Origin of the sequence: Halomonas sp. YLB-10, from assembly GCF_003856855.1 — a bacterium.
GTDB lineage: Bacteria > Pseudomonadota > Gammaproteobacteria > Pseudomonadales > Halomonadaceae > Halomonas > Halomonas litopenaei.
Map to the genome: position 1 here is coordinate 98,249 of NZ_RRCU01000005.1, position 15,368 is coordinate 113,616.

The 15,368-nt window shown below is 64.4% G+C and carries 11 protein-coding genes; 7 read left to right on the forward strand and 4 right to left on the reverse strand.

What is annotated here, in order from left to right; all coding sequences use genetic code 11:
* Positions 1-6 precede the first annotated feature (6 nt).
* Positions 7-1,152: a glycosyltransferase family 4 protein gene (locus tag EBB56_RS12520; protein WP_260425356.1), complete on the reverse strand. Its 1,146-nt coding sequence runs from the start codon at positions 1,150-1,152 to the stop codon at positions 7-9.
* Between the two features lie 38 nt (positions 1,153-1,190).
* On the opposite strand from EBB56_RS12520, the gene EBB56_RS12525 reads away from it, so the two are divergent.
* The 3 genes from EBB56_RS12525 (at position 1,191) to EBB56_RS12535 (ending at position 4,824) form a co-directional block, all read left to right on the forward strand.
* Positions 1,191-2,303 (forward strand): glycosyltransferase family 9 protein, encoded by a 1,113-nt coding sequence (locus EBB56_RS12525; RefSeq protein ID WP_045990974.1) that lies wholly within the window; start codon positions 1,191-1,193, stop codon positions 2,301-2,303.
* 87 nt (positions 2,304-2,390) lie between these two features.
* Positions 2,391-3,149, forward strand: coding sequence for a glycosyltransferase family 2 protein (locus EBB56_RS12530; RefSeq protein ID WP_124804522.1), 759 nt, complete (start codon positions 2,391-2,393; stop codon positions 3,147-3,149).
* Positions 3,150-3,189: 40 nt separating this feature from the next.
* Complete coding sequence (locus EBB56_RS12535) at positions 3,190-4,824, forward strand: sulfatase-like hydrolase/transferase (RefSeq protein ID WP_045990972.1); 1,635 nt, start codon at positions 3,190-3,192, stop codon at positions 4,822-4,824.
* Between the two features lie 111 nt (positions 4,825-4,935).
* Here the strand turns inward: EBB56_RS12535 and waaF are convergent, their stop codons facing one another.
* Positions 4,936-6,009 (reverse strand): lipopolysaccharide heptosyltransferase II, encoded by a 1,074-nt coding sequence (gene waaF / locus EBB56_RS12540; RefSeq protein ID WP_409360211.1) that lies wholly within the window; start codon positions 6,007-6,009, stop codon positions 4,936-4,938.
* Entirely contained in the window at positions 6,002-6,958 is a 957-nt protein-coding gene (gene rfaD / locus EBB56_RS12545; protein WP_045990971.1) for an ADP-glyceromanno-heptose 6-epimerase, read from the reverse strand. Before rfaD ends, waaF begins: the two co-directional genes overlap by 8 nt.
* Positions 6,959-7,050: 92 nt before the next feature.
* On the opposite strand from rfaD, the gene glyQ reads away from it, so the two are divergent.
* On the forward strand, positions 7,051-8,013 hold the full coding sequence (gene glyQ, locus EBB56_RS12550) for a glycine--tRNA ligase subunit alpha (protein WP_045990970.1): 963 nt from the start codon (positions 7,051-7,053) through the stop codon (positions 8,011-8,013).
* A gap of 2 nt (positions 8,014-8,015) precedes the next feature.
* On the forward strand, positions 8,016-10,082 hold the full coding sequence (gene glyS / locus EBB56_RS12555) for a glycine--tRNA ligase subunit beta (protein WP_045990969.1): 2,067 nt from the start codon (positions 8,016-8,018) through the stop codon (positions 10,080-10,082).
* Positions 10,083-10,789: 707 nt separating this feature from the next.
* Here the strand turns inward: glyS and EBB56_RS12560 are convergent.
* Positions 10,790-11,956, reverse strand: a complete 1,167-nt coding sequence (locus EBB56_RS12560) for an NAD(P)-dependent alcohol dehydrogenase (protein ID WP_045990968.1) — start codon at positions 11,954-11,956, stop codon at positions 10,790-10,792.
* 361 nt (positions 11,957-12,317) lie between these two features.
* On the opposite strand from EBB56_RS12560, the gene EBB56_RS12565 reads away from it, so the two are divergent.
* Both EBB56_RS12565 and gmhB read left to right on the forward strand, forming a co-directional pair.
* On the forward strand, positions 12,318-13,277 hold the full coding sequence (locus tag EBB56_RS12565; protein ID WP_124804523.1) for a LysR family transcriptional regulator: 960 nt from the start codon (positions 12,318-12,320) through the stop codon (positions 13,275-13,277).
* Between the two features lie 474 nt (positions 13,278-13,751).
* Positions 13,752-14,321: a D-glycero-beta-D-manno-heptose 1,7-bisphosphate 7-phosphatase gene (gene gmhB, locus EBB56_RS12575; RefSeq protein ID WP_124804525.1), complete on the forward strand. Its 570-nt coding sequence runs from the start codon at positions 13,752-13,754 to the stop codon at positions 14,319-14,321.
* Positions 14,322-15,368 lie beyond the last annotated feature (1,047 nt).

The following is a 15,368-nucleotide window of genomic DNA, read 5'->3' on the forward strand; positions in this document are numbered from 1 at the left end:
CACTCGTCAGACGGCAGGCCGGCCAGCGAGCACGTCGTCATAGACCTGAGTCAGCCCCTCAACATGCTGCGACAGCAGGAAGTGCTGCTTGACCCGACGTCGCGCCTCTTCGCCCAGACGTCGCCTGAGCTCGCCATCTTGCGCCAATTCCAGCATGGCGGCGGCCCACTCGGAGGCGGATTCGGGGTCTGCCAGGCGGCCACTGTGAGCGTCGATCAACTCGGGGATGGCGCCACTACGCGAACCGATCACCGCCTTGCCGGCGGCCATGGCCTCGATCACGGTCAGGCCGAAGGCCTCGTTGCGCGACGGCACACAGACCACGTCGAGCACCTCGAACAACCGCGCCAGGTCACGCCGAAAGCCGGTAAAGGTGATGCGCTGCGACAGTCCCTGCTCGGCGACCAGCGCCTCGAGCTCGGCCACGTACTCCTCACGACTGCCCTCCTCGGCGCTGAGTCCACCGATGATGACCCCATGGACATCGAGCGTCGGATGCTCGGCGATCAGCCTCGCCAGGGCCTCGACGAACACCCGCTGGCCCTTGCCAGGCGTCAGTCGCCCCGCCACCCCGATGGTGGTGGCCGACGCCGGCAGCCCGAGGCTTGTGCGCAGGGCGCGCCGCTCGCCGGCGTCCAGACGCGGCGCCAGCGGCGCCGGGTCGATCCCCAGATACAGCCGCTGGATACGCTCGGCCGGCAGGGCGAAGGCCTTGACGTTACGTCGCCGGGTCGCCTCGCTGATGGACAACAGCCGCGACACCCGTCCGTAGGCCCAGCGGTGATACAGGTCCTTCTTCGGCCGGGTGACCCCCATATGGTCGGTGAACACCACCTTTAGCCGCGGCCGCAAGGTCGCCAGCAGGGCTGCCAGGCGCAGGTCGCTGGACTTGTGGCAGTGCAACAGGCGGATGTCGTGACGGGCCAGGTACTCAAGCCACCGGCGCACACCGAAAAGCGCCGAGCCTCTGGAGCGGGTAGTCAGCGTCGCCACCCCGGCATCATCGAGGCTCCTGGCCACCCGCGAGTCGCCCAGTGCCAGGGCATGCACCTGCCACCCCTGAGCGGCAAGCTCCGGTATAATCCTCGAAGGATACATTTCCAGTCCGCCCCAGCCGTCCGACAGGCAGATGTGCATGACCTTGTGACTCAAGGTGGTCTCCTTTCCGATAGCGGGGCTCGGGAGCCCAAATGACAGCAACGACGGCCTCGGCCGACGCTCGTGCCCCTCGACTGCTGGTGGTACGCAACGACAAGCTTGGCGATTTCATGCTCGCCTGGCCAGCACTCGCCGCCCTCAAGAAGGCCAAGCCCGCCCCTCATGTCAGCGTGCTGGTACCCGCCTATACGGCGCCGATGGCAAGGCTCTGTCCGTGGATCGACGACGTCGTCATCGACCCGGGTGAACAGGCGCCGAAGGATGCCCAGCGCGCCCTGCTGGCGACGCTGCGCCAGGGCGGTTTCACGGCGATGCTGACGCTCTACTCCACCACCCGCATCGGCTGGCTCGGCCTTCGCTCGGGGATCCCCCTGCGCATGGCGCCAGCCACCAAGTGGGCCCAGCTATTCTACAACCGTCGCGTCACCCAGCGCAGATCCCGTTCGGCCAAGCCTGAATACATCTACAACCTGGAACTGGCCGAGGCCATGATTCAGGCGCTGGGACTCTCGTCAGGACAGCCGTCGCAACAGCACCCCGCGCCCCCCTACTGGCCCCTGGCCCCGCAACAACGTGACGCTCAGCGTAGCGCGCTGGGCCAGGCGCTGGGACTCGACGACACGCGCCCTTGGGTGTTCCTGCACCCGGGCAGCGGCGGCTCGGCGGTCAACCTGACTCCCGAGGCTTACGCCGGGCTTGCACAGGGTATCGATCGGCGCCTGGCCGAGTCGGGTGAGCGTCCGCCCCACTGGATACTTACCGCCGGCCCCGGCGAAGAAGCCGTGGCCGAGGCCCTGGTCAAGACGCTGGACGAGGCTGGGCTCAGTGCTTACCGACAGCCGGCCTGCGCAGGACTCGCCGACTTCGCCCGCAGTCTGGCGGCGGGCGACGCCTTTATCGCGGGTTCCACCGGCCCGCTGCACGTGGCAGGCTGTCTCAACCTGATCACCGTCGGCTTCTACCCGTCCCATCGCTCGGCCACCCCGCTGCGCTGGCAGACCTGCAACGACGCCGATCGGCGACTGGCGTTTCATCCACCGACGGATGCAGCTCACCAGGACATGTCGGCCATCGACCTGGAGGCCGCCGCCGCCGCCACTGCAGCGCGCCTGAGGAAGGTCAACCACCATCGGTCGACGGCATAGCAACAGCGTATCGGCGCATCCCACTCGCCACAGCGCATCGGTTGTTGGCACCAGCACCCCATAAAGCCCTTCGTATAGGCAGGCCCCATGACCCCGATTACCGGCATCATCATTACCCTCAACGAGCAGGACAACGTCGAGGAGGCCATCGCTTCGCTGGCCCCGGTGTGCGACGAGGTGATCGTGGTCGATTCCGGCAGCAGCGATGACACCGTTGCCCTGGCCGAGGCCGCCGGCGCTAGAGTGATCCATCAGCCCTATCTGGGCGATGGCCCGCAAAAGGCCTTCGCCGTCCCCCAGGCGTCCCATGACTGGATCCTGGCGCTGGATGCCGACGAGCGCCTGGACGACGACGCCGTGGCGGCGATTCGCGAGCTGTCGCTGGACGACCCGCGCAAGGCCTACCGCTTCAAGCGTCGCAACTTCGCCGGCCGCCACTGGATTCGCGCGGCGGGTTTCTACCCGGACCCGGTGACCCGGCTGTACAACCGCACCACCTCGGGCTATCTGCCCAAGAAGGCGCACTCCTCGGTCCAGGCACCGGAGGTGGTCGACGTGGACGCCCATCTGCGTCACTTCACCTACCGTGACCTGTCCCACTGGATTCAGCGCATCGATCAACTGTCGACCCGCGACGCCTGGGCGATGAAGGAACGTGGTGTCACCCCCTCGTCGACTCGTCCCACGCTGCACGCGATGACCGCCATGCTGCGCAAGCTGGTGCTCAAGGGCGGGCTGCTGCAGGGCCAGGATGGCATGACCGTCGCCATCACGACGGCATTCCATGCGTACATGAAGTATGCAAAGCTGAACGAACTGTACGAGAACGAGCGAGCCGATCGCTGATTCGTATCGGTTTCACGGAACGACACCTGGCGCCTCGATCATGCCCCTGCACCGCCCCGCCACCTCGACCTGGCTTCGCTGGGCCGTCCATCTGATTCTCGGCCTGTCCGTGGGCCATGCCCTGGTCATGGTCACCCGACTGCCCGGCTGGTGCCTGCCGCTGCCGGCACTGGTGTGGTGTGCCCTGGCCGGATGGAAACGCTGGGGCGCGCCACCTCCGCCACGGCTGCGGGTGCAGGTGATCCCCTGGGCGCTGGCGCCACTGGCCTTCTGGGGCATCTACGTCTACCTGGCCAACAGCTTCGGCCAGGTGGACATGGGCGCGGTCTATTTCCACCTGCAGGCGGGCATTGCCAAGCACGGCGGCAGTGAGCGCAGCGTGGCGGCGATACTGTACACCGCAGCCATGTTGCTGATTCTGGCGGCCTACACCTGGCTGGTGCGAGCCGACTACCGCTGGCAACGCTGGGACCACTGGCTGGCCTTCGTGCTGCTGGTCGCCAATCCGATGTTCTACTCCATGGGCCAGCGCGGCGCGGCGGTGGTCACCGACCCCGGCACCTGGCTGGAGCGTCGCTACGTCGAGCCGGTGATCCTCAAGGCGCCACCGCAGCCCCCCAACCTGCTGTTGATCTACCTGGAGAGCCTCGAGCGTACCTACGCCGACGAGGCCCGTTTCGGCGACGCCTACGCCGACCTGGCCGCATTGGAAGCGGATGCAGTGGTGTTCGACAATGTTCGCCAGCTCGACAACACCGGCTGGACCATGGCCGGCATGATCGCCAGCCAGTGCGGCACGCCGCTGATGCCCGCCGGTCTGCTCCACGACAGCCAGTTCGAGCCGCTGCACCACGTGGTACCCGGAGTCGCCTGCCTGGGAGATCTGCTCGCGGGGCTTGGCTACCGTCAGACCTTCATGGGCGGCGCCAGTACTGAATTCGCCGGCAAGGGGCTGTTCTACGAAGACCACGCCTACGACCGCGTGCTGGGGCGCGAGCAGCTCGCTGGCCGCCTCGACGACCCGGACTATCTCAATAGCTGGGGCCTCTACGACGACAGTCTGTACGCCATGGCGGAAGAGGAAGCAAAGCGCCTGGATCGTCAGGACGGTCCCTGGAACCTGACCGTGCTCAATCTGACCGCCCACGCCCCGGCGGGCTATCCGGCCAGGGCCTGCCAGGCCAATCAGGGTGAGCACGACGGTGTGGATATCCTGTACGCGGTGAAATGCTCGGCCTGGCTGACCCGCCGGCTGATCCAGCGCCTTGGCGACCAGGGTCTGCTGGAGGACACCCTGGTGGTGATTGCCAGTGACCATCTGACCATGCGTGTCTCGGCCTGGGATCAGCTGATTCAGACGCCACGCACCAACACCCTGATGATGATGGGCAATGCGCTGACGCCCCAACGCATCTCGACCACCGCCACCACCATGGACACCCTGCCGACGCTGCTGGAGGCGATGGGCTTCACCATCGACTGGCACCGCGCCGGACTGGGCGTCTCGCTGTTCTCGAACGATCCGACCCTGGCCGAACGCTACGGCCTGGAAGCACTCAACGGGTACATGCGTGAAGAAACCGCGCTGCAGCAGCGCTTGTGGCAAGGCCTGGCCCCGGCGTATCGCAACGACGGACAGCCCGACGCCCCGCCCGAGGCGCCCCAGCAGCCTTGACCTTGGCGTCTACCTGCCTGGGCGCCCATATGAAGAGTAGCTGGCGACAGGGCGCCTGGATGACGACCAGGACGGCTGGACAAGGCTTCACCGACGACACCTTGCCCCGGATCACTCGTTGCTGACGTCGATCCGGTTCGGGGCCTCGTCTGTCAGGATCGCCTCCAGCACGCTGTCCACAGTGATCTGCTTGAGGCAGTTGGTATGCCCGAGCGGGCAATGTCGCTCGAAGCAGGGCGAGCAGGACAAAGCCAGATAGTGAATCCGGGCGTTGTCGGTCAGCGGCGGCGTATAGGCCGGCGACGAGGAGCCATAGATCGCCTGGATACGCGTCCCTACCGCGGCGGCCACATGCATCAACCCGGAGTCATTGGTCACCACCTGGCGACAGTCGCCAAGCAGGTCGACGGCATCCTCCAGGCGGGTCTCGCCACACAGGTTGTGGGCATGCTCGAGACCGGTCACGATCTCCTCGCCCGCAGCGTGATCCTTGGGCCCACCCAGCACCCTTACCTCGAAGCCTTGAGCGATCAGCTCCCCGGCCAGGCGATGGAAGTAGGCCAGCGGCCACTGCTTGGCGGGGCCATATTCCGCCCCTGGCATCAGGCCAATGGCAGGACGCACGCCGAGTCGATGTTCATCATGCAACCGCGCCAGGTTGATCGCATCCTGACGCAGCTGTGGCTGGGGAATCTCGAAGTCGCCGGCAGCGGCAGCGTCCGCCGGCAGCCCCAGCGAGACGAAGCGCTTGACGGTCTGGTCGAGCACGTCGCGCTGCAGCTCACGGCGCTCGCTCAACAGGCCAAAACGGTGCTCCCCGGTGAAGCCGGTTCGCCTGGGTATCCGCGCCAGAAAAGGCACCAGTGCCGACTTCCAGGAACGCGGCAGCACGATGGCATGATCGAAGCGTCCCTTGAGCGACCTGGCCAGCCGTCGTCGGGCGGAAAAGCCGAAGACGCCGTGTCCGACGGCCAGCTCGACGACCTCGTCGACCTCATCCATGCGCTCGAGGATCGGCCTCGACCAGGCAGGTGCCACCACCGCCAGGGCGGCGGCGCCCTGCTGCTTCAGCGCCTTGAACAACCCCTGGGCCATGACCATGTCACCGACCCAGCTGGGACCGACCACCAGCAGCCGCTGGCCCGCCAGCCGCGGCTGCGCCATGACCGGCGCAGCTTCAGCCATTCAACCACTCCAGGTAGCGGGTCACACCCTCGGCCACGGTGTGGAATTCCTTATCGTAGCCGGCCTCGCGCAGCCGCGAGATATCGGCACGGGTGTAGCTCTGGTAGCGCCCCTTGAGCTCTTCCGGGAAGTCGATGTAGTCGATGCGGCCCTTGCCGTAGAAGTCGATGACCGTCTCGCCGATGGTCTTGAACGGCTCGGCGCGGCCGGTACCGAGGTTGTAGATTCCCGACACCTCGGGGTTGTCCAGAAACCACAGATTGACGTCGACCACGTCTCCGACATAGACAAAGTCACGGCTCTGCATGCCCGCGTCGTAGCCGTCCCAGGCGCCGAACAGGCGCAGGTTCTCGCCGGCGCTGATCTGGGTGTGGTGATGGAAGGCCACGCTGGACATCTTGCCCTTGTGCTGCTCGCGGGGGCCGTAGACGTTGAAGTAGCGAAAGCCCACCACCTGGGTCTTGAGTTCGGCCTGGCGCGAGCGCACGTACTGGTCGAACAGCAGCTTGGAGTAGCCGTAGACGTTGAGCGGCTTCTCGTGCTCGGGGGACTCCACGAACACCTCGCTGCCGCCGTAGGTGGCCGCCGACGAGGCGTAGAGGAAGGGAATGCCCTCCTGCTCGCAGAAGTGCAAAAGCTCCTTGGAGTAGGTGAAGTTGTTCTCCAGCATGAAGCGTCCATCCCACTCGGTGGTGTCCGAGCAGGCACCTTCGTGGAAGATCGCCTCGATGGGCGGAAGCTGGTTCGGCTCGCCGCGCATGTGGGCCTTCACCCGGGACAGGAACTCGTCCTTGTCCATGTAGTCCCCGAGGGTCAGGTCCGCCAGGTTGACGAACTTGGTGCCGTCCCGCAGGTCATCCACCACCAGGATGTCGGTGCGCCCCCGGTCATTGAGGGCCTTGACCAGATTTGAACCGATGAAGCCGGCTCCGCCTGTCACTACGATCATGGGAAAACCTCTGTTGGCGCTGTGCCTATAACCGAATTGCCTGTGATTGTATACTTGACGGCTCGTGAATTCATGGCCAACGGTGCTTCCCAATGACACAGTCGACGCCAGACGTGGCAACCTTCCAGGGCCTGATCCTCGCCCTGCAACAGTACTGGGCCGAACAGGGCTGCGTGATCATGCAGCCGCTGGACATGGAAGTCGGTGCGGGCACCTTTCACCCGGCCACCTTCCTGCGCTCCATCGGACCCGAAACCTGGAACTCGGCGTACGTTCAGCCGTCTCGCCGTCCCACCGATGGCCGCTACGGCGAAAACCCCAATCGCCTGCAGCACTACTACCAGTTCCAGGTGGTCATGAAGCCCTCCCCGGCCAACCTCCAGGAACTGTATCTGGGGTCGCTTGAGCGTCTCGGCATCGACCCGCTGGTCCACGACATCCGATTCGTCGAGGACAACTGGGAGTCACCGACCCTGGGTGCCTGGGGACTCGGCTGGGAGGTCTGGCTCAACGGCATGGAGGTGACCCAGTTCACCTACTTCCAGCAGGCCGGCGGTATCGAGTGCTTCCCGGTCACCGGTGAGCTGACCTACGGCCTCGAGCGTATCGCCATGTACCTTCAGGACGTGGACAGCGTCTACGACCTGGTATGGACCATCGCGCCCGACGGCTCCCGCGTTACCTACGGTGACGTCTACCTGCAGAACGAGCGCGAGCAGTCCACCTACAACTTCGAGCATGCCGACGTGGACGCCCTGTTCGGCAACTTCGACCACCAGGAAAGCGAGTGCCAGAAGCTGCTCACCGCCAACCTGCCGCTGCCAGCCTACGAGCAGGTACTCAAGGCCTCCCACACCTTCAATATGCTCGACGCGCGTCACGCCATCTCGGTCACCGAACGCCAGCGCTATATCCTGCGCGTGCGCACCATGGCCCGCGACGTGGCCCACGCCTACTACGCCTCACGCAAGGCGGCCGGTTTCCCGCTGGCCCCGGAAGCGCTGCGACGTGAACTTCTCGACGACGAACCCCTTGCCGCACAGGGAGACGCATAAGCATGGCCGCCCACACCCTCTTGCTTGAACTCGGCGTGGAAGAACTTCCGCCGGGAGCCATCGACACTCTCTCCGACGCCTTCGCCGAGGGCGTGCGTCGCGGCCTCGCCGATGCCGGCGTCGACTTCCAGGGCGTTACCGCCTACGCCTCCCCCCGCCGGCTGGCGGTGCGCGTCGAGGCACTGGCCGACAAGCAGCCCGACCGCGACGTCGAGAAACGCGGTCCTGCCCTGGCGGCAGCCTTCAAGGATGGCGAGCCAACCAAGGCAGCCCAGGGTTTTGCTCGCTCCTGCGGCGTCAGCGTCGACGACCTGATCCATCTTGAGACCGACAAGGGCACCTGGCTCGGCTACCGCGAACAGCAACAGGGCGAGGCCACCGTCGCCCTGCTGCCCGCCATCATCGACAAGGCTGTGGCGGCCCTGCCGGTGCCCAAGAACATGCGCTGGGGCGCTTCCCGCATCGAGTTCTCCCGCCCTGTTCACTGGCTGGCGGCGCTCTACGGCGACCAGATCGTACCCGCCACGGTGCTGGGCCTTGAGGCCGGCCGCGAGACCCGCGGACACCGCTTCCACGCCCCCGAGGCCATCGCCCTGAAACATGCCGACGACTACCTCGGTGCCCTGGAGGATGCCTGGGTGCTGGCCGATCGCAGCAAGCGTCGCGAGCGCATTCGCGAACAGGTACTGGCCGAGGCAGAACTGCTCGAAGCCACCGCCGTCATCGACGAGGACCTCCTGGAAGAAGTCAGCGGTCTGGTCGAGTGGCCGGTGGCGCTGACCGGCAGCTTCGACGAGCGTTTCCTCGAGGTGCCGGCGGAATGCCTGATCTCGTCGATGAAGGCCAACCAGAAGTACTTCCACCTGCTGGATGCGGACGGCAAGCTCAAGCCCGCCTTCATTACCGTGTCCAATATCGACAGCCGCGAGCCGGACAAGGTCATCGCCGGCAACGAGAAGGTGATTCGCCCTCGTCTGGCCGATGCCGCCTTCTTCTACGAGACCGACCGCAAGCGCCCGCTCGCCGAACGCATCGAGGGCCTCTCGAGCGTGGTGTTCCAGAAGCAGCTCGGGACCCTCGCCGACAAGGCCAGACGCAGTGCCAACGTGGCCGCGCACATCGCCAGCCGCACCGGCGGTGACGAGTCCCGCGCTCGCCGTGCTGCGGCCCTGGCCAAGTGTGATCTGGTCACCGAAATGGTGCTCGAGTTCCCGGAGCTTCAGGGCATCATGGGGCGCTACTACGCCGAGCACGATGGCGAAGACGCCGAGGTCGCACGCGCGCTGGAAGAACAGTACCTGCCGCGGTTTGCCAGCGACGCCATCCCCCAGACCCTGACCGGACAGGCCCTGGCCATCGCCGATCGCCTGGATACCATTACCGGGATCTTCGGCATCGGCCAGCGCCCCAGCGGTACCAAGGACCCCTTCGCCCTGCGCCGTGCTTCCATCGGCGTGCTCAATATCGTGGTCAAGGGTGAGCTGGATCTGGACCTGCGCGAGCTGCTCGAGCTGGCCGTGGCCCAGCATGAGGCGCTGCCCAAGGCAGACGGCCTGGTCGATGACGTCCTTGGCTACATGCTCGATCGCTTCCGAGCCTGGGCCCAGGATGAAGGGATCGGTGCCGAGGTTTACCTGGCGGTGCGTGCACGCCCGGTGACCCGCCCGCTGGACTTCGCCCGTCGCCTGCGCGCCGTGGCGCAATTCGCCACGCGTGATGAAGCCGCCGCCCTGGCCGCCGCCAACAAGCGTGTCGGCAACATCCTGTCCAAGCAGGATCACGATGGACGCACCGAGGTTGATGAGAGCCTGCTCTCCGAGGACGCCGAGAAGGCCCTCAAGAACGCCGTGGCAGCTTGCCAGGAGCAGGTCGCTCCGCTGTTCCAGCAAGCCCGCTACAGCGACGCCCTGGACGTGCTGGCAAGCCTTCGGGCACCGGTGGATGCCTTCTTTGACCAGGTGATGGTCATGGCCGAAGACGAAGCCGTTCGTGCCAATCGTCTGGCCCTGCTGGCAAGCCTCCAGGCGCTGTTCCTCGAAGTAGCGGATATCGCCGAACTGCAGCAGTAATCCTGCCCCAGGTGGCAACGAGGCCGGTCCCACAAGGGGCCGGCCTTTTTTATATCGACAGGCTGGGCCCGCCCGGCACGCTACCCCACGGCGCCAAAGCTCCTGAACCCTTCACCCGGATGCCACATCCGCTACGAACGCAGGAGAGAGCCGTTGGGATGTCGCCTGGAGAGTCGAACCTGGCGATGCAGACTGGCACTCGCCACCGACGTTTCACGTGGAACATTGCCCAGATAGAAGGCGCCGGCGGCGACAATGTTTCACGTGGAACATACAGGAGTACAAGCAAGGGCAGGCTCTCGTGTTTCACGTGAAACCCGCCCTGCTTGATCTCCCCCCAGTACGCCGCCTGGAGCTTGTACCCGGTGCCTTCCCACAGCCTCACGCCCGCTGCTTTACTTAGCGCCCCGCCTCCACCGCTCTACTCAGCGCCCCGCCTCCGCCGCTTTACTCTGCGCCCCGCCTCCACCGCCTTACTCTGAGCCCCGCCTCCGCCGCTCTACTCAGCGCCCCGCCTCCGCCGCTTTACTCTGCGCCCCGCCTCCGCCGCTTTACTCAGCGCCCCGCCTCCGCCGCTTTACTCAGCGCCCCGCCTCCGCCGCTTTACTCAGCGCCCCGCCTCCACCGCTCTACTCAGCGCCCCGCCTCTGCCGCTTTACTCTGCGCCCCGCCTCCACCGCCTTACTCTGAGCCCCGACTCCGCCGCTTTACTCAGCGATACGTTCCGCCAGCCGCTGATCCATGATCACCAGCGTCTTGCCCAGTTCGAGATCATTGTCTTGCGGGTCAGTTGCCGACAGGCCCACGCTCGGGTGACGGTCGGCCATAGTGCCCGAACGCAAGCCACTGACCGCGGCGCCGTTGGCGAGCCACTCAGGCAAGTCGTCGGCGCTCAGGCGACGTCCGATAGCGGGCCTGAGTCCGTGGCGATCCATATAGCGGAGCATGGCCTCCAGGGCGTCACGGCTGCCGACGCTGAGCCCTTCCAGATGCAGCAGCTTGCGAATCGCCGGTCCCACCAGATCACCCTCGACACGGCCACTCTCGAGAAAGCCCACCAGGGCGATATGCCCATTGGTAGCCATTGACGGCAGAATGGCATCGACCAGAAACTGCCCGCCCACCACATCGATGGCACGCCCTACGCCCACAGACTCGGTGATGGCCATCACCTGGGACGCCACGTCGGCCGCCCCGCCCTCCCGACCGATCACCGCTACCGCGCCTAAATCCCTTAACCGTGATGCCAGAGCGGGTCGCGACGTCACCACAATAGGCCGAGCACCAGCCACAGCCGCCATCTGCAGGGCCTGCAGCGACACGTTGCCGGTTCCCGCCAACAGCAGGTAACGGCCTTTCAGCTCATCCAGGTCGCCAAGCGACTTCCAGGCCGTGACGCCGGAGATCGCCAATGCAGCGGCTTCCTCGAGCCGCCAGCCAGTTGGCACGGCAACCAGCGCACGACGCGGAACGATGACCTCCTCCGACAACCAGCCATCACCAGGGCCGCCCAGCTTTGAGGCGTGATACGACTCCTTGAAAGCTCCAGATATCCAATCGATGGTGTAGTGGCCGAGCACCGGTTGTCCCACCTCGAGATCAACGACATCCCTTCCCGTTTCCAGCACCACCCCGGAGCCTTCTGACAGCGGCACGAAGGGGCGTGGCATCTGCGGCAGATAGCTGCCGTCCTGCAGCGCCCTGTCGCGGTAGTTCAGCCCCACTGCAGCGACCCTGACACGCACTTCTTCGCTGGCCAGATCGCGACGTGCTACCTGGTACTCATTGATTCCTTCAGGCCCCACCCTGTCAGAGCGGAATTGACGAAAGTGACGTAGCGATACCAATGGGCGTAGACGAGCTTCCAGTAACATGGGAACAACCTCCTCGTTGGTCTTCCCCTATCCTGGCCCGTCCGAGACCAGCGCAGTAGCGAAGCTCACGGAGTACTGTCTTGCGCTAGACTCAACAATAAGGCCCCGAGTCAGAGCCGTCTCTCGCCGCGCTGCTCTGGCACTGGCTCCGGCTCTGGCATTGCCCGCGCCAACCCCACGGCAAGATCCGCTGAAGCATAGTCATTGGCAGCTTCCGATCGATTGCCGAGTGAGTCGCTGCATGGGCCTTGTGGTGACAAGCGCTGGAAAGAAGTATCTGTCGCCGCACCGGCGCCCATCGCCCCTGGCTCCATGGCGACTCGTGCAATGACCGACCCCTGCCTCTGGACGAGGGTGTACCATGCCATCCCATCACGACACACTGGTCGCTGGACTGCTTGCCCTGGTTGAAGTGGCAAGATATGGCTCACTGCGTGCGGCTGGCGAGCAACTCAACCTCACCAGCGGCGCGGTCAGCCGTCGCCTCGATGCGCTGGAGTCTCGGCTCGGGACGAAGCTGTTGCACCGGTCCACCCGTGAGGTTTCCCTGACCCTGGCGGGCCGCACCTACCTGGAACGCGCTGTCCCTGCTCTACGGTTACTCGACAAGGCGGCGGATACCTTGCAGGACATCAGTGACCGGCCGCGAGGACTGATCCGCCTATCACTACCGGTCAATTTCGGCCGAATCCATATTGCGCCCTTCCTCCCCGAATTTCTCGAACGCCATCCAGACATTGAAGTGGACGCCGACTTCGACGATCGCTTTGTCGATATCGCCTCATCCGGGCACGATCTGGCAGTGCGAGTCGGGGTGCTCGAGGACTCTCGCTTGGTCGCCCATCCCTTGGCCGCAGATCAGCGCATGCTGGTGGCGTCGAGGGTCTATCTTCAACGCCACGGCATACCACGTCATCCACTGGACCTGCTGCACCACAACTGCCTTCACTACACACGTTTCCAGGGTATTCAGCGCTGGCCACTTCGCCGTGGCGGCGAGGTTCACAACGTGCCGGTCAGCGGAAGCTACAGAGCGAACTATGGGCACGCACTGGTGATCGCGGCAGAGGCAGGTATCGGCATCCTTCATACCTCCCGTTCCATCGTCGGGGCCTCGCTGGAAGCCGGCAGGTTGCTCCCCGTGCTCGAGGACTGGTCGCTGCCAGACATCAGCATCCATGCGCTGCTTCCAGGACGGGATCCGCCAATGCGGGTACGAGCATTGCTCGATCACCTGAAGGACTCGATACCCACAGCACTGGCGACAGCCGGCGCGACAGGCTTGGACACCGACACTACGTCGCCACCACTTTTGGACTAGGCGCTGTCCGAAAAGTCGACGAGCGAAGGTTAGACAAGGCAAAAATCGGTGAGAAAGCGCAGTTTACGGGGTGTAAATGAGCATTTTGATCCGATTTTTAACGCCGTATTACCGAGCGCAGGCACTTTTCAGACAAGCCCTAGGGTGTTGCCAGCGACAGCTAAGGGGGCTGGGATCGCAGCGATCCGTGGCTTACTGAATACGGAGGAGCCTGGGATGGTTGTCGCTGGAATGGGCTTGCATGAGACCCTTGCATGAGACCCTTGTTACGCCCTCGACATGGGGGGAATAGCACGAGCTTCCACTGGCAAAGGGTGAGACAGGCAGCAACAGCGCAGGGTTGGTAAAAACTGCGACCTGGGCCACAGACACGGCCTCGTCAGCACCTGATTGTTTCACGTGAAACATGCCCCTACACTGGGCCGATTGCGTGACAGCAACCACCCTTACCCATCGCATAGACTAGGTAGACCCATGGCCCCACGACTCGTCATTCTCGACCGTGACGGAGTGATCAATCAGGACTCCGACAACTACATCAAGTCGCTCGCCGAGTGGGTCCCCTACCCCAGCGCCATCACCGCCATCGCCCGCTTGTCCCAACAGGGCTGGACCGTCGCTGTTGCCACCAACCAGTCAGGCATCGCGCGCGGCTACTACGATGAGGCGACGCTGGAGTCCATGCACACCAGGATGCTGAGCCTGGTGGAGGCCGAGGGCGGTCGGATCGAGCATATCGCCTACTGCCCTCACATTAGCGAGGACCGCTGTGATTGCCGCAAACCCTTGCCCGGTCTGCTCCGCCAGATACAGGATGCGCTTGCACTCGACAGCCTGGAAGGCGCCTGGATGGTGGGCGACAGCTACCGGGATCTCGAGGCAGGCGCTGCCATGGGCTGCCGCCTTGCATTGGTGCGTACCGGCAAGGGCGAGCGCACACTAGCCAAGCATCCAGAACTTGGCCGGACAGACAGCGAGGCAGAGGTCTATGACGATCTCGCTGGTTTTGTCGATCAACTGCTGCAAGGAAACCTGGATACCTGAAACGACCCTGCATCAGGCTCGCCCCCTCGTCACCCCTCGCCACCCCTCGCCACCCCTCGGCGAGCCTCCAAGCCTGGCCGCCGACGTGGTTATCCCTTCATCTATCTGCGACTGCCAAGCCCCATGTTTCACGTGAAACATGGCGGCTCGCATTCTTCGTATATCAACGTCCAAACAACAGGTTAGAGCACGGGAAAGCTCTTGCGACTTACCCGCCCGGGAGGTCGTGGTGCTCAATTTTCGGTACTTCCCTGATGACTGCGTGTGCAATGTATCGAACCCCCTCCGGTATCACAGAGCCCCCTCCGGACACGCTCCCGCACGTTCCATATAGTGCGGACAACCAAGGCACCCAGTCTGAAGCGTGAGACTCATCAGGCCCCAAATAACATGACGTGGATAACAAGACGCGGGTAACAAGATCCAGGCAGCAAGACACAGATGGCAAGACGCGGATCGCAAGATGCGGATAGCCAGACACGGTCCCAGCCTTGGAATCTCAGGTCTGATGCCGTGATGTTTCACGTGAAACGTTGCGGAGGAGCGAGGTCATAGACGCAGCCCGACGATGGATTGTCGTACGCTCTCGTCTGTTACCACCCCTTGCCACCAACCCTTCCCCCTCCCTTCCAACAGATCCTTCCAACAACACCTCCATTCCTCCCTTTCTGATTCCCTCCTTCCATCCCCTTCTTCGAGATGACGCCAGCAGTATCGATACGCCGCCTCTTCGAACACTTCACATGTGATCGCGCAAGCCAGATACCTTCCTCCGAGTATCTTCCTGAAGCTCGGGTACTCCCCCGTAGTCGGCACGAATGCTGATATCGACCAGACATTTGGTATCAAAGAGGCGTGAGTCCTGGCTTGAGCAGCTGGACCTTATATCGCCAGATGTTTCACGTGAAACGTGCAGGCTGCGCCGCTGTCCTCAAGCGCCTGCCCACCGTGCAACCGCCATGGAGACACCGCGCCTTCGTCTTTCCTCTACTGACGTCCATCGACGTCCACTGACTTCCATCGGACACACCGCGCCCACTCACCACC

What these genes read in the sequence shown, in the direction of transcription:
- EBB56_RS12525 (WP_045990974.1), top strand. Translation starts at nt 1,191, where the DNA reads ATGACAGCAACGACGGCCTCGGCCGACGCTCGTGCCCCTCGACTGCTG.
- EBB56_RS12530 (WP_124804522.1), top strand. Translation starts at nt 2,391, where the DNA reads ATGACCCCGATTACCGGCATCATCATTACCCTCAACGAGCAGGACAAC.
- EBB56_RS12535 (WP_045990972.1), top strand. Translation starts at nt 3,190, where the DNA reads ATGCCCCTGCACCGCCCCGCCACCTCGACCTGGCTTCGCTGGGCCGTC.
- waaF (WP_409360211.1), bottom strand. Translation starts at nt 6,009, where the DNA reads ATGGCTGAAGCTGCGCCGGTCATGGCGCAGCCGCGGCTGGCGGGCCAG.
- rfaD (WP_045990971.1), bottom strand. Translation starts at nt 6,958, where the DNA reads ATGATCGTAGTGACAGGCGGAGCCGGCTTCATCGGTTCAAATCTGGTC.
- glyQ (WP_045990970.1), top strand. Translation starts at nt 7,051, where the DNA reads ATGACACAGTCGACGCCAGACGTGGCAACCTTCCAGGGCCTGATCCTC.
- glyS (WP_045990969.1), top strand. Translation starts at nt 8,016, where the DNA reads ATGGCCGCCCACACCCTCTTGCTTGAACTCGGCGTGGAAGAACTTCCG.
- EBB56_RS12560 (WP_045990968.1), bottom strand. Translation starts at nt 11,956, where the DNA reads ATGTTACTGGAAGCTCGTCTACGCCCATTGGTATCGCTACGTCACTTT.
- EBB56_RS12565 (WP_124804523.1), top strand. Translation starts at nt 12,318, where the DNA reads ATGCCATCCCATCACGACACACTGGTCGCTGGACTGCTTGCCCTGGTT.
- gmhB (WP_124804525.1), top strand. Translation starts at nt 13,752, where the DNA reads ATGGCCCCACGACTCGTCATTCTCGACCGTGACGGAGTGATCAATCAG.